The sequence below is a fragment of the Mycobacterium paragordonae genome (assembly GCF_003614435.1).
Classification (GTDB): Bacteria; Actinomycetota; Actinomycetes; order Mycobacteriales; family Mycobacteriaceae; genus Mycobacterium; species Mycobacterium paragordonae.
Genome location: NZ_CP025546.1, coordinates 1,456,636 through 1,473,395, shown reverse-complemented (window position 1 = coordinate 1,473,395; position 16,760 = coordinate 1,456,636). Strand labels below are relative to the sequence as shown.

Annotated in this window: 17 protein-coding genes; 9 read left to right on the top strand and 8 right to left on the bottom strand. The window is 68.5% G+C overall.

Annotated features, from left to right (window positions below):
* Positions 1 to 189: 189 nt before the first annotated feature.
* Entirely contained in the window at positions 190 to 675 is a 486-nt protein-coding gene (locus C0J29_RS06865) for a gamma-glutamylcyclotransferase family protein (protein ID WP_065046322.1), read from the top strand.
* Between the two features lie 521 nt (positions 676 to 1,196).
* On the opposite strand, the gene C0J29_RS06860 is transcribed toward C0J29_RS06865, so the two are convergent.
* The 4 genes from C0J29_RS06860 to C0J29_RS06845 all read right to left on the bottom strand — a co-directional run bounded on the left by C0J29_RS06860 (position 1,197) and on the right by C0J29_RS06845 (position 5,202).
* Positions 1,197 to 2,084 (bottom strand): hypothetical protein, encoded by an 888-nt coding sequence (locus tag C0J29_RS06860; RefSeq protein WP_120794605.1) that lies wholly within the window; start codon positions 2,082 to 2,084, stop codon positions 1,197 to 1,199.
* Positions 2,085 to 2,241: 157 nt separating this feature from the next.
* Positions 2,242 to 3,411, bottom strand: coding sequence for a M20 family metallopeptidase (locus C0J29_RS06855; protein WP_065046318.1), 1,170 nt, complete (start codon positions 3,409 to 3,411; stop codon positions 2,242 to 2,244).
* Positions 3,408 to 4,592, bottom strand: coding sequence for a M20 family metallopeptidase (locus tag C0J29_RS06850; RefSeq protein WP_120791850.1), 1,185 nt, complete (start codon positions 4,590 to 4,592; stop codon positions 3,408 to 3,410). The genes C0J29_RS06855 and C0J29_RS06850 overlap by 4 nt, the downstream gene beginning before the upstream one ends.
* A gap of 22 nt (positions 4,593 to 4,614) precedes the next feature.
* A complete protein-coding gene (locus C0J29_RS06845) occupies positions 4,615 to 5,202 on the bottom strand; it encodes a cutinase family protein (RefSeq protein ID WP_065164252.1) in 588 nt (195 codons plus the stop codon).
* A 66-nt stretch (positions 5,203 to 5,268) separates the two neighbouring features.
* Here C0J29_RS06845 and C0J29_RS06840 point away from each other — a divergent pair, with 66 nt between their 5' ends.
* From C0J29_RS06840 to C0J29_RS32715, 3 genes are all read left to right on the top strand, one after another.
* Positions 5,269 to 6,123 (top strand): purine-nucleoside phosphorylase, encoded by an 855-nt coding sequence (locus tag C0J29_RS06840; protein ID WP_082994304.1) that lies wholly within the window; start codon positions 5,269 to 5,271, stop codon positions 6,121 to 6,123.
* A gap of 3 nt (positions 6,124 to 6,126) precedes the next feature.
* On the top strand, positions 6,127 to 7,686 hold the full coding sequence (locus tag C0J29_RS06835) for a phospho-sugar mutase (protein WP_120791849.1): 1,560 nt from the start codon (positions 6,127 to 6,129) through the stop codon (positions 7,684 to 7,686).
* A gap of 351 nt (positions 7,687 to 8,037) precedes the next feature.
* On the top strand, positions 8,038 to 8,178 hold the full coding sequence (locus C0J29_RS32715; RefSeq protein WP_162951401.1) for a hypothetical protein: 141 nt from the start codon (positions 8,038 to 8,040) through the stop codon (positions 8,176 to 8,178).
* On the opposite strand, the gene C0J29_RS06830 is transcribed toward C0J29_RS32715, so the two are convergent.
* Complete coding sequence (locus C0J29_RS06830; protein WP_425272108.1) at positions 8,156 to 9,238, bottom strand: IS110 family RNA-guided transposase; 1,083 nt, start codon at positions 9,236 to 9,238, stop codon at positions 8,156 to 8,158. The genes C0J29_RS32715 and C0J29_RS06830 overlap by 23 nt on opposite strands.
* A gap of 94 nt (positions 9,239 to 9,332) precedes the next feature.
* Positions 9,333 to 9,956: a uracil phosphoribosyltransferase gene (gene upp / locus C0J29_RS06825; protein WP_120791847.1), complete on the bottom strand. Its 624-nt coding sequence runs from the start codon at positions 9,954 to 9,956 to the stop codon at positions 9,333 to 9,335.
* Between the two features lie 93 nt (positions 9,957 to 10,049).
* Here upp and C0J29_RS06820 point away from each other — a divergent pair, with 93 nt between their 5' ends.
* From C0J29_RS06820 to C0J29_RS06805, 4 genes are all read left to right on the top strand, one after another.
* Positions 10,050 to 10,913, top strand: coding sequence for an alkaline phosphatase family protein (locus tag C0J29_RS06820; protein WP_065164248.1), 864 nt, complete (start codon positions 10,050 to 10,052; stop codon positions 10,911 to 10,913).
* Between the two features lie 33 nt (positions 10,914 to 10,946).
* Positions 10,947 to 12,266, top strand: a complete 1,320-nt coding sequence (gene satS, locus C0J29_RS06815) for a protein export chaperone SatS (RefSeq protein ID WP_120791846.1) — start codon at positions 10,947 to 10,949, stop codon at positions 12,264 to 12,266.
* Positions 12,267 to 12,328: 62 nt separating this feature from the next.
* Entirely contained in the window at positions 12,329 to 12,826 is a 498-nt protein-coding gene (locus tag C0J29_RS06810) for a PE family protein (protein WP_065164250.1), read from the top strand.
* A gap of 106 nt (positions 12,827 to 12,932) precedes the next feature.
* Positions 12,933 to 13,421 carry a PE family protein gene (locus tag C0J29_RS06805; RefSeq protein WP_162951400.1) on the top strand — a complete coding sequence of 163 codons (489 nt, stop codon included), beginning with the start codon at positions 12,933 to 12,935 and terminating at the stop codon, positions 13,419 to 13,421.
* Here the strand turns inward: C0J29_RS06805 and C0J29_RS06800 are convergent.
* The gene (locus C0J29_RS06800) at positions 13,418 to 14,305 is read right to left on the bottom strand and encodes an alpha/beta fold hydrolase (protein ID WP_065046436.1); all 888 of its coding nucleotides are present in this window, start codon (positions 14,303 to 14,305) and stop codon (positions 13,418 to 13,420) included. The two genes, C0J29_RS06805 and C0J29_RS06800, sit on opposite strands and share 4 nt — an antisense overlap.
* Before the next feature lie 17 nt (positions 14,306 to 14,322).
* The gene (locus C0J29_RS33605; RefSeq protein ID WP_240748906.1) at positions 14,323 to 14,472 is read right to left on the bottom strand and encodes a hypothetical protein; all 150 of its coding nucleotides are present in this window, start codon (positions 14,470 to 14,472) and stop codon (positions 14,323 to 14,325) included.
* Positions 14,473 to 14,818: 346 nt separating this feature from the next.
* Here C0J29_RS33605 and C0J29_RS34345 point away from each other — a divergent pair, with 346 nt between their 5' ends.
* On the top strand, positions 14,819 to 16,693 hold the full coding sequence (locus tag C0J29_RS34345; protein WP_120791843.1) for a PE family protein: 1,875 nt from the start codon (positions 14,819 to 14,821) through the stop codon (positions 16,691 to 16,693).
* Positions 16,694 to 16,760: the final 67 nt, after the last annotated feature.

Genomic DNA, 16,760 nt, shown 5'->3' with positions numbered 1-16,760 from the left:
GGAGTGAGGAGGAGCCGGACAATCCGATCCGTCCGGCGACGATGCACTCCGCAGGGCGGAGTGAGGAGGAGTCGGACAATCCGATCCGTCCGGCGACGATGCACTCCGCAGGGCGGAGTGAGGAGGAGCCGGACAATCCGATCCGGCGGCTGACGACCCGCTTCGCCGGGCGGAGTTTAAGCTTTCCCCGTGCCGCTCTACGCCGCCTATGGGTCGAACATGCATCCCGAGCAGATGCTCAAGCGTGCACCCCACTCGCCGATGGCGGGAACTGGCTGGTTACCGGGGTGGCGGCTGACGTTCGGCGGCGAGGACATCGGCTGGGAGGGTGCACTGGCCACCATCGTCGAGGATCCGGATTCACGGGTGTTCGTGGTGCTGTACGACATGACGCCGGCCGACGAGATGAACCTGGATCGGTGGGAGGGCTCTGAGTTCGGCGTGCACAAGAAGATCCGCTGCCGGGTGGAGCGGGAGTCGTCGGACACCGACATCGACCCGGTGCTGGCCTGGCTTTATGTGCTCGACGGCTGGGAAGGCGGCCTGCCGTCGGCGCAGTACATCGGCGTGATGGCCGACGCCGCCGAAATAGCCGGCGCCCCAGCGGATTACGTACACGACCTGCGCACCCGGCCGGCCCGCAACATCGGCCCGGGGCCCAGCAGTCCGGAGTAGCGGGCTTTGCTCGCGCCTCGCCCTTCAGTCTGGCCGAGCGCCCGCGTTTTGCCACAGACACGCCGCCGCGACTGACAATTTGCGGCCCCTCACGGCCCCCGGCCCACCGCTACCCCGCCGAGCGCCCGCGTTTTGCCACAGACACGCCACCGCCACTGACAATTTGCGGCCCCTCACGGCCCCCGGCCCACCGCTACCCCGCCGAGCGCCCGCGTTTTGCCACAGACACGCCACCGCCACTGACAATTTGCGGCCCCTCACGGCCCCCGGCCCACCGCTACCCCGCCGAGCGCCCGCGTTTTGCCACAGACACGCCACCGCCACTGACAATTTGCGGCCCCTCACCGCCCCCGGCCCACCGCTACCCCGCCGAGCGCCCGCGTTTTGCCACAGACACGCCACCGCCACTGACAATCTGCGGCCCCTCACCGCCCCCGGCCCACCGCTACCCCGCCGAGCGCCCGCGTTTTGCCACAGACACGCTACCGCCACTGACAATTTGCGGCCCCTCACGGCCGGGACTACGCGGCTCGGACACCCTCTAGCCGCGACTCGATCCGCCGAAGTAGTTGTTCGGGCCGAACTCTGACGTCCTCAGCGATGATCGGCACGACGACCCATCCGAGATCCTGCAGCGCCGCGGCGCGGGAGCGGTCCCGACGGAAAGCATCGGGGCCGCTGTGCCAGTCGACACCGTCGTATTCGGCGGCGACGCGGTACTCCGGCCACGCGAAATCGAGCCGCCAAAGACGGCCGCCGAGATCCACGATCTCGTACTGAAGCTCTGGCGGTGGCAGTCCCCCGTCAAGCATGACCAATCGCGCCTCGCTTTCCATCGGTGACTCGGCCAAAGGCGAAGCAATCGAGAGCATTTCACGCGCAGTCACGATGCCGCGGCGCCCGGACTGCGCGAGCAGGATCTGCGCTAGTTCGTCGCGACTGCATGTCCCGCTGCGCAGCGCCGCATCCAGCGTTGCCAATGCCCGAGGCCGCCGCAATCCGCGCGACACCTCAATCGCTGTCCAAGCCGGTGTGGTGGCCGGACGCCCTGCGAACACATTCAGCGGAGCACCCTCGCGCCGGTGGACCACCAAACCCTTGGTCGACCGCAGCCGCCGGCCCGCAGGACTGAGCACATGAAGTTCTGCGCGTTGCTCGGTGTCGAACCCGTACGCGCTCGCCGCGGTGCTAAGGCAGGCCGCGACGGTTGTCCCGGCGACAAGGTCAAGCCCGCGCAGCCGCAACGCGGTGGTTATCTCGCCGCGGCCATAGATCCCATGCCAGATTCGTTGCAACGCAGCGCAGTCGAGTTGCGCATCCAATGCGCGACGGCTGAAGAAGGGCAGCAGCTGGGCGCTGGTAACGACGCCCTCTTGCGCCTCGAGCAGCTGATTCAGCTCTTCGTGCACGCCGTCCATCGTCAACGGCCAACAACGCGCCGACAATTCACCTCGCGACCGTCCCCAAAATGTCAGCCAGCGCGGCGTGTCGATGTCAAAACGCGGGCGCTCGCGCGGAGGGCGGGAGGGGCGCTAGACGGCGGCCGGCAGGGCCCTAAAGGAGCCCCTAGAAAGCCGCGGACTGCTCGATGATGTTGACCATCACCCGCACCCCGATCGCCAGCGCCCGCTCGTCGAGGTCGAACGTCGGCTGGTGCAGATCCAGTTGCGGACCCTCGCCCGACCACACCCCCAGCCGCGCCATGGCGCCGGGGACTTCTTCGAGGTACCAGGAGAAGTCCTCGCCGCCGCCGGACTGCCGGGTATCGGCCAGCACATCGGGGCCGACGGCTTCAATGGCGTGAGTGAGGATGCGCGTCGAAACGTCCTCGTTGACCACCGGCGGCACCCCCCGCCGATACTGCAGGGTGTGCTCGATGACCAGCGGCGACAACAAGCCGGTGACAGCCTCGCGGATGATCGCCTCGAGGTCGATCCAGGTCTGGCGGCTGGCCGTACGCACGGTGCCCGCCAGCACGCCGGACTGCGGAATCGCATTGGGCGCCACGCCCGCATTGACCGCACCCCACACCAGCACGGTGCTGTTGCGGGGATCGATGCGGCGCGACAGGACACCGGGCAGCCCGGTGATCAAGGTGCCCAGCCCGTAGACCAGGTCGGCGGTCAGGTGCGGGCGCGAGGTGTGCCCGCCGGGTGAATACAGGGTGATCTCCAGCTGGTCGGCCGCCGAGGTGATGGGTCCCAGCCGGACGGCCACCTTGCCGACCTCGAGCCGGGGGTCGCAGTGCAGCGCGAAGATCCGCGACACCCCGGTCAGCGCGCCGGCCGCGATCGCGTCGATCGCACCCCCGGGCATCAGCTCTTCGGCGGCCTGAAAAATCAACCGCACCCCGACCGGAAGCTCGGGCACCGACGCCAGTGACAGCGCCGTACCCAGCAGGATCGCGGTGTGCGCATCGTGGCCGCAGGCGTGCGCGATGTTGGGCATCGTCGAGGCGTACGGCGCACCGGTCCGTTCGGCCATCGGCAGCGCGTCCATGTCGGCGCGCAGCGCAATCCGGGGTTGGTGCTCCGGCCCGAAATCGCAGGTCAGCCCCGTCCCACCGGGCAGCACTTTGGGATTGAGCCCGGCGTCGGCCAGACGCTCGGCGACGAACTGCGTGGTGGCGAACTCCTGACGTCCCAACTCCGGGTAGCGGTGGATGTGCCGACGCCAGTCGACCAGGTCGTCGTGGTGGGCGGCCAACCACGACTCGGCACTGTCGACCAGGCTCACGACGCGGCCGCCCTGTGCTGCTGAGCCGCCAGCACCCGGTCCCGCTGAGCGGGGTCCGCGGCCAGCGCGACGACCGTGCGAGCCAGCATGATCGCGCCCTCGACGACGGCCCGGTCGGCACTGGGCCCCGCCGCCGCGGCCGCAAAGGCACGCTGATGTACCGTCGCGCCTCCGGCGTCGACCCCGATCACCGGGTGAATACCGGGCAGCACGTGCGTCACGTTACCCATGTCGGTGCTGCCCAACGGCAGCGCCGCCTCGACGGCGGCCGGCACCGGTTCGCGCCCGAGCCGGCGCATCTCCTCGCGGCACACGTCAGCAAGCCACTGGTCGGGTCGCAGCTCGGCATACGCGGGCCCGGCCTCCTCGATCTCGTACTCGCAGCCCGCCGCCAGCGCACCGGCGGCGAAACAGGAGTACATCCTGCCTTCCAGCTCGCGCAGCGAGTCGTACTCGAGCGCCCGCATCGCATACTTCAGCGCCGCCTGCCCCGGGATGACGTTGACCGCCTGCCCACCGTCGGTGACGATCCCGTGCGTCATCTGCCCGGGCGCCAATTGTTGACGCAACAGTCCGATGGCCACCTGCGCGACGGTCACCGCGTCGGCGGCATTGAGACCGAGGTGCGGCGCCACCGCGGCGTGCGATTCTTTGCCCCGGTACTGCACCGTGACTTCGGACAACGCCAGCGACCTGGCGCCGGCGATGTCGGTGGGCCCTGGGTGCACCATCACAGCCACCGCGACGTCGTCGAATGCCCCGGCCCGCAGCATCAGCGCTTTGCCGCCGCCGGACTCCTCCGCGGGCGTGCCCAGCAGCGCCACCGTCAGCCCCAGTTCGTCGGCCACCTCGGCCAGCGCCAGCGCCGTTCCCACCCCCGAGGCGGCGATGATGTTGTGGCCGCAGGCGTGGCCGATCTCGGGTAGCGCGTCGTATTCGGCGCACACCCCGACGACCAGCGGACCGCTGCCGAAGTCCGCGCGGAAGGCGGTGTCCAGGCCGTTGACCGGGGCGATCTGGAAACCGCGTTGCGCGACAAGTTCTTTGGCCTTCGCACAGCTGCGGTATTCGTCGAACGCCAACTCGGGCTGCGCATGGATGGCATGGGACAGCTCGACCAGGTCATTGCCGCGGCGCCGCACCGTTGCCTCGACGGTGTCCAGTGGGCTAATGGCGGGCATCCACGCAGTATCTCACCGACGGTCAAACCCGCCCGGCGATGAACCCCGCTGCCTGGCCGGGATACGGCGGATCCGCGTACTCGCGGTGCGCCAGCCGGTCACGCCCGCCCACCGTGCACACCGGGTCGCCCGGACTGCACAGGTCGATCGCCCGGCCGGCGAACTGACCGGTGGACGCCAGCGGGACGTTGAAGCGGATGCCGGGATTCCCGAACACCGCGACGGCGGCGACCCGCTGGGCCAGCACCGGATCGAGCTCAGGAGCCGAGCCGAATTCGCCGACGGTGTCCCCCAGTGGCGGCACCCCCGCCAGCATCGAGACCGCGGCGGCGCCCTGGGAGAAGCCACCCAGCACGATCCGCGTTCGCGGACACTGATCAGCCATGAAGGCGATGTGGTCGCGGGCGTCGTTGGCGCCGTCGGCAGTGGTGAGGAAGTTGTAGCTGGCCGCGTAGTTCACCGGATACACGCCCAGGCTCCGCGCGCCCAGAGCGGGCCGCAGCGCGGCCTCCAGCGCGTCCCCGACCACCCCCATCCCGGGGGGCTCGGCGGTCCCCCGGGCGAACACGAGCTCAACGTTGGGACAGTCGTCGGCACCCGCCTTCGGCATCGGCCCACCGAGCAGCAGACCGGAGGCCAACGCGACGGCCGCGACGAAAATGAAAGACGATTTGTGATGCCGCACAAGGCAGATCATCACACACGCCGGGCCAAGGTGCCTGAGCAAGTAGTCTCGCCGAGTGTGACCAGCGAACTCGCAGTCCAGGCGGCCCACGTCATCGCCGAACGCACCGGCATTCCAGCCCACGATGTCGCCGTGGTGCTGGGCTCGGGATGGTCGCCGGCGATCACCGCGCTGGGCTCCCCGACCGCCGTCCTGCCGCAGGCCGAGATTCCCGGTTTCGCCCCACCCCGGGCCGAGGGGCATGCGGGCGAGATCCTGTCGGTGCCGGTCGGCGCGCGCCGGGTGCTGGTGCTGGCCGGGCGCATCCACGCCTACGAGGGGCACGACCTGCAACACGTGGTGCATCCGGTCCGGGCGGCCTGCGCGGCGGGAGCGCGGATCGTCGTGCTCACCAACGCGGCGGGTGGACTACGCACCGACATGGAGGTGGGACAACCGGTCCTGATCAGCGACCACCTGAACCTGACCGCACGGTCGCCGCTGGTGGGAGCGCAGTTCGTCGACCTGACCGACGCGTACGCCCCCCGGTTGCGGGCGCTGGCGCGCGAGTGCGACCCGCGGCTGGCCGAGGGCGTGTACGCCGGACTGCCCGGTCCGCACTATGAGACGCCCGCCGAGATCCGGATGCTGCGGTTGCTGGGCGCCGACCTGGTGGGGATGTCGACGGTGCACGAGACCATCGCGGCGCGGGCGGCCGGCGCCGAGGTGCTGGGTGTCTCGCTGGTGACGAACCTGGCCGCCGGCATCACCGGCGAACCGCTGAGTCACGCCGAGGTACTGGCCGCCGGCGCCGCCTCGGCCGCGCGAATGGGTTCGTTGCTGGCCGACGTGATAGCCCGGTTCTGAGCTGTGACGCCCGAGGAATGGATCGCCCACGACCCCGATCCGCGGACGGCCGCCGAGCTCGCCGCGCTGGATCCGGCTGAACTCGCCGCGCGGTTCGCGCGACCGCTGACGTTCGGCACCGCCGGCCTGCGGGGGCCGGTGCGCGGTGGCCCGGACGCGATGAACCTGGCCGTGGTGTTGCGGGCGACGTGGGCACTCGGGCAGGTGCTCGACCGATCCGGCACCGTGATTGTGGGCCGCGACGCCCGGCACGGATCCGCGGAGTTCGCCGTGGGTGCCGCTGAAGTTCTTGCTGCGCAAGGATTTTCGGTGCTGTTGTTCCCCGGTCCGGTACCTACGCCGGTGGTGGCCTTCGCGGTGCGCGCCACCGGCGCGGTGGCCGGCGTCCAGATCACCGCGTCACACAACCCCGCTACCGACAACGGCTACAAGGTGTATCTCGACGGCGGAATCCAGATCATCTCCCCTACCGACCGCCAGATCGAAGCCGCCATGGCGAGCGCGCCCCCGGCCGACCTGATCCTGCGCACCCCGGTGGAGCATGCCGACACCGACCTGATCGAGCGGTACATCCGCCGTGCGGCGGGAGTCCGGCGCGGAAGCGGTTCGCGAAGAGTGGCGCTGACCGCGATGCATGGGGTGGGTGGCGCGGTCGCCGTCGAGACCCTGCGCCGGGCCGGCTTCGACGACGTGCATGTGGTCGACGCGCAGTTCGCGCCCGACCCGGACTTTCCCACCGTCGCCTTTCCGAACCCCGAGGAATCCGGCGCCGCCGACGCGCTGCTCGCCCTGGCCGCCGAGATCGGCGCCGACGTCGCCATCGCGCTCGATCCCGACGCCGACCGGTGCGCGGTGGGCGTCCCCGGTCCCGAGGGTTGGCGCATGCTGTCCGGCGACGAAACCGGTTGGCTACTGGGCGATTACATCCTGTCCCAGCCCGCCCGAGGCCCCCGGACGGTGGCCAGCACGGTGGTGTCCTCCCGCATGCTGGCCGCGATCGCCGCCCACTACGGCGCGGTGCACGTTGAGACCCTCACCGGCTTCAAATGGCTGGCGCGCGCCGACGCCGAGCACCCCGGGACACTGGTCTACGCCTACGAGGAAGCAATCGGCCACTGCGTCGATCCGCGGGCGGTCCGGGACAAGGACGGCATCAGCGCCGCGGTATTGGTCTGCGATCTGGTGGCCTCGCTGGCCGGTGGCTCGGTGGCCGATCGGTTGGACGATCTCGCGCGCCGCTACGGCGTGCACGAGGTGGCCGCGGTACCGCGCCGCGTCGCCGACACCGCCGACGCCGCCGCCGTGCTGCGGCGGCTACGCGAGGATCCGCCCGGTCGGCTGGCCAGTTTCGCCGCGACCCACACCGACATCGCCGATGCCCTCATCCTCACCGGCGGCGACGAACAGACGTCGGTCCGGGTGGTTATGCGCCCGTCAGGCACGGAACCAAAACTGAAGTGCTACTTGGAAATTCGGTGCGCGGTCAGTGGTGATCTGGCGGTTGCCCGGCAGCGGGCGCGGGCGCTGCGCGACGAGTTAGCCGAACAGATCCGAAGCTGGTGAGGGCGGGCCGATGGCGGCGACCCGCCGCACCCGGCTCCGCCGCGCTTGCGATCGCCGCGGGGCCGATGGCAGCGACCCGCCGCGCCCGGCTCCGCCGCGCTTGCGATCGCCGCGGGGCCGATGGCGGCGACCCGCCGCGCCCGGCTCCGCCGCGCTTGCGATCGCCGCTGATATGTAGGGCCCTTTGTCAAGGGGGCAGGGTGAAGCGGCGGCCACAACCGTCGTCATGGCCGCCGCTTCGTTAGCCAGGTGAGCGCTGAGGTATCGAGCGTGTCGTATCGACGCGTGTCAGTCTGATATGCGCGGGTTGGTTACCGCAGGACGGAATTTTCGAGTCAGAGTTTGGCCAGCGTGTCTAACGTCGAGCGTGATCTGTGGTGTGACAACAAGACTGCTCATAGTGGCGGCGCGGGTAACTCCAAGACGCTTGCCGACATCGTCGTCGCTCATCTGGGCAATATGGGGGTGGTCAGTCCGGAAGGACCGCCATAGACCAGCACCAGCCGGCCAGTTCACGGGCGACAGCGACGTTGGCGATCACCGAGCGTTTCTTACGTTCGTCGAACCTCAGCCAGCGGTCGTGTAAGCGCCGATTAGCGGCTTGGCCACGAGCCACAGCCGCGGCTGGCGCCAACTCCCATCGACGACGCAGAGTTTCGCTGAGCCGATACGGGGTGCGGTGATGCCAGGCCGCCTCTACCAGCAGTCGCCGAGCATGGCCGTTGCCGGTCTTGGTTACCCCACCTTGGGCACGTGTTGCTCCCGAGGAATACTCCGAGGGCACCAGCCCCAGATACGCCCCGATGCTGCGGCCGGTCAGACGATTCCAGTCACCAATCTCGACAGCCAACCCGAATCCGGTCAACGTTGCGATCCCGCGGATACAACCCAGCCGACGTGCGACCGCGGTGAACTCACTGTCGCTCGCCATCGCCGCGATCGCCTCGTCAAGACGGTTACGACGGTCCACGCAGGACAGCATCGCCTCGAACGCGGTGTCATAGCTCAGCTGCAGCGCCGGGTTGTCGAACCGCTGGGCACGCAACCACCGCTCATGCTCGCGGATCCAGGTCTTTCCGCCGGAATAGACAATGCCCTGACGCAGCAAGAGTTTCGACAACCGGTGCCGTGCAGTCATCAGATCCCCGCGGCAGTCCTCGCGGGCCCGCACCAGATCACGCGCCGCTTCCTGCTCCACACTAGGAATCGTCACTTCGGTGATCTGACCCAGATGCAGCAACCGAGCCAGATGCGCCGCATCACGGGCATCGGTCTTGACCCGATCGCCAGCCGGGCGGATCAACTTCGATGGCGCGGCCACCACACAGGCGATGCCCGCCGCATCCACCGCCCGAGCCAACCCGAATCCCGTCGGGCCCGCCTCATACGTCACCGCAACAGGACCCGGCAGATCACCCAACCACGCGAGGATCTCACCGCGATCCGAGGTCAACCTGCGCTCGAAAACCTCACCGGTATCACCGTCCAAAGCACACGCCACCACCGATCGCGCGTGCACATCCAGACCAACACTCGTACGCTGAACCTTCACTGGGGCCTCCCACATCTGTGGCTCTACCGCCAGGACCCATTTCCTGTCGGCAACCCACGTTCACATGTGAGTGGGGCCCCAGCCCCCATACCGTCTAACGCGGCCCGAACTGACGGTCGCCGGCGTCACCCAACCCGGGCACGATGAACGCCGTCTCGTTGAGCCCTTCGTCGATCGCCGCGGTGTACAACCGCGCGTTCGGCGCCACCTTCTCGACCGCGGCGATCCCCTCCGGCGCCACGCACACACACAGCGCGGTGATGTCCGTCGCCCCGCGGGACAACAACAGACCCAGGGTGTAGACCATCGACCCTCCGGTGGCCAGCATCGGATCCAGGACGATCACCGGCAGTCCCGTCAGGTCGTCGGGCAGCGACTCGAGGTAGGGCACGGGCTGATGGGTTTTCTCATCGCGGGCCACCCCGACGAATCCGACGTGCGCCTCGTGCAACACCGCATGCGCCTCGTTGACCATGCCCAGCCCCGCTCGCAGCACCGGCACCAGCAGCGGCGGCTTGGCCAACCGGACCCCGACGGTGTCGCCGACCGGGGTACGGATCTGCACCGGCTCGGTGGGTGCGTCGCGGGTCGCCTCGTAGACCAGCATCAAGGTCAGCTCGCGCAACGCGGCCCGGAAGGCGGCGTTGTCGGTTTGCTCGTCGCGCAGCACGGTCAGCCGGGCTGCCGCCAACGGGTGGTCAATGACGTGGACGTCCACGGGTTGTGACCTTATATAACGATCGGGTTCAGGCCTGCTGACACGCGCATTCTCGTCCGCTCTCCGGGTTCCGAGCGCCCCTATACTCCCGGCATGCGTGCTCTGCGAAGGCATCTGACCAGGGGTTTCTGCGCCCTGGTGGCGTTGGGCGCGGTGGTGGTGCCGGTTCCCCGCGTGGCGCTGGCCGCGGCCACGCTGCCGTCGTACGCGCACGTGGTGATCGTCATCGAGGAGAACCGGTCGCAGGCCAACATCATCGGCAACAAGGCCGCGCCGTGGATCAACGCCCTGGCCGCCGGCGGGGCCATGATGGCGCAATCGTTCGCCGAGACCCATCCCAGCGAACCGAACTACCTGGCGCTGTTCGCCGGCAACACCTTCGGTTTGACCAAGGACAGTTGCCCGGTCGACGTCGGCGCCCAGCCGAACATCGCTTCGGAGTTGCTGACCACCGGCCGCACCTTCGGCGGCTACTCCGAGGATCTTCCGGCGGTCGGGTCGACGGCCTGCAGCGCCGGCAAGTACGCGCGCAAGCACGTCCCCTGGGTGAACTTCAGCAACGTCCCGGCCACCGTATCGGTGCCCTTCTCCGCGTTCCCCGCACCCGGCAATTACGCGAGCTTGCCGACCCTCTCGTTCGTCATCCCCAACAACGACAACAACATGCACGACGGCTCGATCGCCCAGGGCGACGCCTGGCTGAACAGCCGGATGTCGGCGTACGCGAACTGGGCCAAAACCAACAACAGCCTGCTGATCCTCACCTGGGACGAGGACGACGGAGGGCCCCGCAACCAGATCCCCACGGTGTTCTACGGGGCGCACGTGCAGCCCGGCAGCTACAACGAGACCATCAGCCACTACAACGTGCTGTCCACGCTGGAGGAGATGTACGGGCTGCCGAAAACGGGTTACGCGGCAACCGCTCCGGTGATCTCAACTATTTGGGGCGGGTAAGCGTCAACAGGGCGGGTCGCTATTGTGTGCCGCATGGCTGCTGACCTCGTGCCCATCCGCCTGAGCCTGTCCGACGGGGACCGCTACACGTTGTGGGCACCCCGCTGGCGCGACTCCGGGGACGAGTGGGAGGCGTTCCTGGGCAAGGACGACGACCTCTACGTTTTCGACAGCGTTGCCGATCTGACCGCCTTCGTCCGCAGCGACGACGACAACGATCTGGTCGACCATCCGGGATGGAAGGACATCACCGAAGCCCACGCGCACAAGCTGGACCCGGCCGACGACAAGCGCTTCGATCTGGTGGCCGTCGAGGAGCTCGTGGCCGAGAAGCCCACCGAGGAGTCGGTGGCCGCGCTGGCCGGAACCCTGGCGATCGTGTCGTCGATCGGGTCGGTGTGCGAGCTGCCGGCGATCTCGAAGTTCTTCAACGGCAACCCGACCCTGGGCACCGTCTCCGGCGGCATCGATTACTTCACCGGCAGGGCGGGCCAGAAGCGCTGGGACGCGATCGCCGAGATCATCGGGCGCAGCTGGGACGACGTGCTCAAGGCAATCGACGACCTGGTCAGCACGCCCGAGGTGGACGAGAAGCTGTCGGAGCAGGCCGAAGAGGAACTCGAGGAAGAACTCGAGGAAGAAGAGCCCGCCGAGACGGACGAGGACGAGGAGAGCGCTGAGGACTCGGCCGAGCAAAAGGACGACGACGCCGAAGGCGAGGAAGACGAGGACGAGGACGAGGACGAGGAAGAAGACGAGGACGACGAGGAGCGCGCCGAGGGCGACACCGTCGTGCTGGGCGGCGACGAGGACTTCTGGGCGCAGGTCGGCATCGACCCGATCCGCATCATGACCGGCGCCGGCACATTCTACACGCTGCGCTGCTACCTCGACGACCGCCCGATCTTCCTGGGCCGTAACGGCCGCATCAGCGTCTTCAGCTCGGAGCGGGCCCTGGCCCGTTACCTCGCTGACGAGCACGACCACGACCTGTCGGATCTGGCGACCTACGACGACATCCGGACCGCGGCCACCGACGGTTCGCTCAAGATCGACATCACGGACGAGAACGTCTACGTGCTCAGCGGGCTGGCCGACGACTTCGCCGACGGGCCGGAGGCGGTGGACCGCGAGCAGCTCGACCTGGCCGTCGAACTGCTACGCGACATCGGCGACTACTCCGAAGAGAGCACCGTCGACAAGGCCCTGGACAAGGGCAAACCGCTCGGCAAACTGATCGCCTACGTGCTCGAGCCCGATTCGGTGAGCAAGCCGGCCGGACCGTACGCCACGGCGGTACGCGCGTGGGAGAAGCTGGAAAGCTTCGTGGAGGGGCGGCTGCGGCGCGAGTAGCGCCGCGAATTAGGTAACCGATTACCTAAAGCGACCCCGCCAACCGGGCATACCGTGGCCCTATGCTCGCAAACCCCGAGCTGATCGCCCAGGCGGCGACGGACTTGACGGCCATCGATACGGAGCTCAACGCGGCGCAATCGCAGGCGGCGGGCCCCATCCAGGCGCTATTGCCGGCCGCTGCCGACGAGGTATCCGCCGGTATCACGCAGCTGTTCTCACAGCATGCCGCGGACTTCCAGAAGGTGGCCGCGCAAGCGTCGGCGTATCACGAGCAGTTCGTGCAGAAGATGGCCACGGCGGCCGGCTCTTACGCCGCCGCCGAAACGGTCAACACAAGCTGGTTGTTTTCGCAGGCGTGGGAAGCAATTATCAGCCCTCTCGCCCCGCAGATCATTTCATTGTTTTTCTCCACCATCTCGTGGATCGAGTCTTTGCCGCCTCCCTATCAAGGCATTCTCTTCGAACTGATTTTTGTGCCGCTAATCCTATTGGGGCTCTTTTGGTTCTTGATTTTTGGTCTTGCAGCCAGCTTCACAGTGTCTCTCGACTTCGCATAATGCGCACACGATGTGTGATCCCGGGGCGGTGACAATTCCGACACGACTGAGCGGCTAATCCGCGCTTTGCTTGCCGCAACGTCTCCGCATTGTTTCCATGATGGCCATGTCCGCCGTCATCGCTGTGCCGGACTTGCTCGCCCAGGCCGCAACACAGGTGACCGCGATCGGCCATGCCCTCGGCGCGGCAAACCAGACGGCAGCCTCGACCCAAGCCGTGCTGCCCGCGGCCGCCGACGAGGTCTCGGCGGCTGTCGCGCAACTGTTTTCCCGATTCGGGCAGGGTTACCACACAGCCGCCGGGCAGGCCGCTGCCTACCAACAACAGTTCATCGGGCACCTCCGCGCGGCGGCGACTTCCTACGCGACCGCGGAGACCGCCAACACGTCATTGCTGCAACCCGCGACCGCCGCTGCCGGCATTCCCTCCCTCGACCAGGTGTTCGCGTCACTGATCAGCACGGTGACGGGCTTGTTCTGGCAAACGCTGGCCTATCTCTACTATCTGGGTTTCCTGTTGCTGATCCCGATCTATGCCGCGCTGGCGTTGTGGCTGCCGGTGGCTTATATCGGATCAATTCTCGGACTGACCTAGATATCGGCCGCACAAGCCGCGAGAATGGCGTCCCAGTCCTCGATATTGAAGTGGTCTTCACCCTCAGACCAGTGCAAATCCACGTTCGGGATGGCGTGTTCGAGGTAATGGCCCATGGCGCGCGGGATGAACGAGTCGAGGTCGCCCTGCCAGATGTGAGTGGGCACGGCGATCTGTTCTGCGCGGAATGTCCACGGTCGGTAGTCCAGGAACGATTCGTAGGCGCCGCCGCGGCCGCCCTGCCGAAAGGCCTCGAGCTGAGAGGCGCGGAAGTGCCGCAGAAAGAGTTCGTCGCGCAGGTGCTGTCGCTCCGGCTGCGGCACCCATCCCGTCAACAGCCGGTTGAACAGGCCTGGCCAGTGGTTCGCGCACCAGCCCAGCGGCCGGAACGCGGCGTCGAAAGGCCAGGCTCCGAGCCGCGCGAGACCTCGGTAGACCCGGTCCTGCGAACTCAACGCCGCGACGATCTCCGGCGTCGCCAGCGGACCCCACGGCGCGAATGCGCCGATAAAGCGAAGCCGGGTTGGCGGTATCAGGGCACCGCACGCGAACAGGTGTGGTCCGGCCCCCGAATGCCCGACGACACCGAACTGGTCCAGTCCGAGTGCGTCGGCCAGGTCGCAGACGTCGGCCGGCCAATCGCCAAATCCGCGTCCCGGTTGGAAGGTCGAACGCCCGAATCCCGGGCGGTCGATCGCAATCAGCCGGAAGCCGTGGCGTCGTGCGGCACCGTCGACGAATACGCCCTCGAGCCGGGAGCTCGGCGTGCCGTGGAAGTAGAACGCGGGATAGCCGGTGGCGTCGCCCCACTCCAGGTAGGCCAGCTCGCGGCCGTCGGGCAGAAGATGAATATGCGCCTCGTCGGTGCGGATGCGCTCGGTCAGCACACCGACGATGTTATTCAGAGACGGTCCATCGCGCGGGACATGCTCGAGGACTCGAGGAACGCGTAGCGCCTCGGCAGGGCCTGACGCCTGGCAGCGTGCTTCTGGCTTAAGCCTTCGCCGTCCAGGCCGAGGATGGCGGTGGCGCGGGTGCGGATCTTGCTCATTGGAGTTCCCTTCGCTGGTGGGCTGGAAAAGTTCGATGAACCAACTGTCGCGTGCGAGGCCGTCCGCGGGCATCGGCCGTTATACGTAAAACCGGACAGGGGTGGGTCGTAGGTTTTGCGGACTCGCGAATCATCCATACGTATTTCCGCGTAGATCCCCTGCTCGGAGGCGATCCGGCGCGTCTGACGCCGTCATCTGGTGTCGCCGCCATGGTCACGAAATCTCAAGTCGCACTTAAAGACTGAACCCAGTGAATTCCGACGAAACTCAAACGCTGTACACGTTTGCGGCTATCATTCCGTTCTGCCGAATGCTCACTATCGGGGGTGAGAGGTGGCTATTGCCGTGTCGTTTCTTGTGGTGTCGTCCCAGGGTTTGACGACAGCGGTTTCCAACGTTGCCGATATCGGTTCGACGATCAACACGGCCAACGCCGCGATGGCAGCGCCGACAACAGACTTGGTCGCCGCCGCGGCTGACGAGGTGTCGACCCAGATCGCGGCGTTGTTCTCCGCGCACTCGCAGGCCTATCGATCCCTCAGCACCGAAGCCGCCGCTTTCCACGCGCAATTCGTGCGGTCGTTGGCCATGGGGGCGGGGGCGTACACCTCCGCAGAGGCCGCCAACGCCTCACCGCTGCAGCTCGTCGAAGACCAGGTCCTCGGTGCGATCAACACACCCACGCAAGCCCTGCTGGGGCGCCCGCTGATCGGCGACGGCGCCAACGGGCAGACGGTCAACGGAGTCGGAACAGCCGGCGGGGCCGGCGGCATTCTGTACGGCAACGGCGGCCGCGGGGGTGACTCGACGCTGGCCGGACGTGCCGGCGGTGCGGGCGGCGCAGCGGGATTATGGGGCAACGGCGGCGCCGGCGGCACCGGCGGCGGCGGCGCCGCGGGCGGCAGCGGCGGATCCAGCGGATTGCTCTATGGCAACGGCGGTATGGGCGGCACCGGCGGGGTGGGCGTCGCCGGAGTCAACGGTGGCCTCGCCGGCATGGGGGGTCACGGCGGCAACGCCGTCGGCCTCATCGGCGACGGCGGCGCCGGCGGGACAGGCGGGGCCGGACTGGCCGGTGCTGACGCGGTCAACCCGAGCCCGGGTATTCAGGCCAACACCGGTGCTGCCGGGCAAACCCAGACGGTCACTGTTAATGCCAACGCCGCTGGCGGTGACGGCGCAACCGGCGGGAATGGCAGGAGCAACGGCACCGGCGGCACCGGCGGTGCCGGCGGTGCGGGCTTGTCAAACGATCCCGGCGTCGGCAGTGCGACCGGCGGTGCCGGCGGTGACGGCGGTGCCGGCGGCTTCGGCGGCGCGGGCGGGGCCGGTGGGGCCGGAGGTAGCGACAACGGTAACGGCACTGGTGGTGCCGGCGGTCGCGGGGCAGACGCCGCAGCTCCGGGCGGCGCCGGCGGGCCCGGGGGTAACGGCGGGTTCGCCAACGGGACGAACGCAGTCGCGGGTGCAGGCGGTCACGGCGGTAATGGCGCCGACGGCGCATCCGGCGGCGCCGGCGGCAACGGGGGCACCGGCGGCGGCGGCGGGAAGGGGGGGATCCTGGCCGGCAATGGTGGAGCAGGAGGGGCCGGCGGCGCCGGCGGCTCGGGAGGCGACGGTGGGCTGGGCGGGATAGGCGGCAACGGCGGGACCAACCCTTCCAATTCATCGACCGCGGTCGGCGTGACAAGTTCTCACGGTTCGAACGCCGGTGACGGCGGCGACGGCGGCGACGGTGGATCGGGTGGCGCGGGCGGCAGCGGCGGCGCCGGTGGCGTCGGCGGCGCGGGATCACGCCTGTTCGGCAACGGCGGAGTCGGCGGCCTTGGCGGTGCCGGGGGCGCTGGGGGTGCGGGTGTTGCCGGCGGTATCGGCGGCAAAGGTGGGCTGGGCGGCGTAGGCAGCGGCTTCCAGGGGGCCACGGTCTACGGCGGTAACGGCGGACTGGGAGGTGACGGCGGCGCCGGGGGCAACGGTGGCGACGGCGGTCTAGGCGGCGTCGGCGGCGTCGGCGGAGCCGGTGGATTGCTCTTCGGCCAGGCAGGCAGCGGCGCGGACAACGGCGCAGGTGGCGGAGGCGGCCATGGCGGCCCGGTAAGTACCGGCGGCCTCGGCGGAGCAGGCGGCAAGGCCAGTGCGTTTAACGGAGTGCTTGTCGACGGCATTAAAGGCGCAGACGGCACAGGTGGCGTAGCCGGTATCGACGGCGCGCCCGGTTAGGCGCTGCCCAGGGCACTCCGCTCCGCGACACTCCGCGACACTGACACCACACACACGACGCGCCGAA

Bases quoted from the DNA above. Each gene is read 5' to 3' on its own strand.
- C0J29_RS06850 (WP_120791850.1), bottom strand. From the start codon at position 4,592: ATGCCCGCCATTAGCCCACTGGACACCGTCGAGGCAACGGTGCGGCGC.
- C0J29_RS06845 (WP_065164252.1), bottom strand. From the start codon at position 5,202: ATGCCGAAGGCGGGTGCCGACGACTGTCCCAACGTTGAGCTCGTGTTC.
- C0J29_RS06840 (WP_082994304.1), top strand. From the start codon at position 5,269: ATGCCGCACAAGGCAGATCATCACACACGCCGGGCCAAGGTGCCTGAG.
- C0J29_RS06820 (WP_065164248.1), top strand. From the start codon at position 10,050: ATGCGTGCTCTGCGAAGGCATCTGACCAGGGGTTTCTGCGCCCTGGTG.
- satS (WP_120791846.1), top strand. From the start codon at position 10,947: ATGGCTGCTGACCTCGTGCCCATCCGCCTGAGCCTGTCCGACGGGGAC.
- C0J29_RS06810 (WP_065164250.1), top strand. From the start codon at position 12,329: ATGCTCGCAAACCCCGAGCTGATCGCCCAGGCGGCGACGGACTTGACG.
- C0J29_RS06805 (WP_162951400.1), top strand. From the start codon at position 12,933: ATGTCCGCCGTCATCGCTGTGCCGGACTTGCTCGCCCAGGCCGCAACA.
- C0J29_RS33605 (WP_240748906.1), bottom strand. From the start codon at position 14,472: ATGAGCAAGATCCGCACCCGCGCCACCGCCATCCTCGGCCTGGACGGC.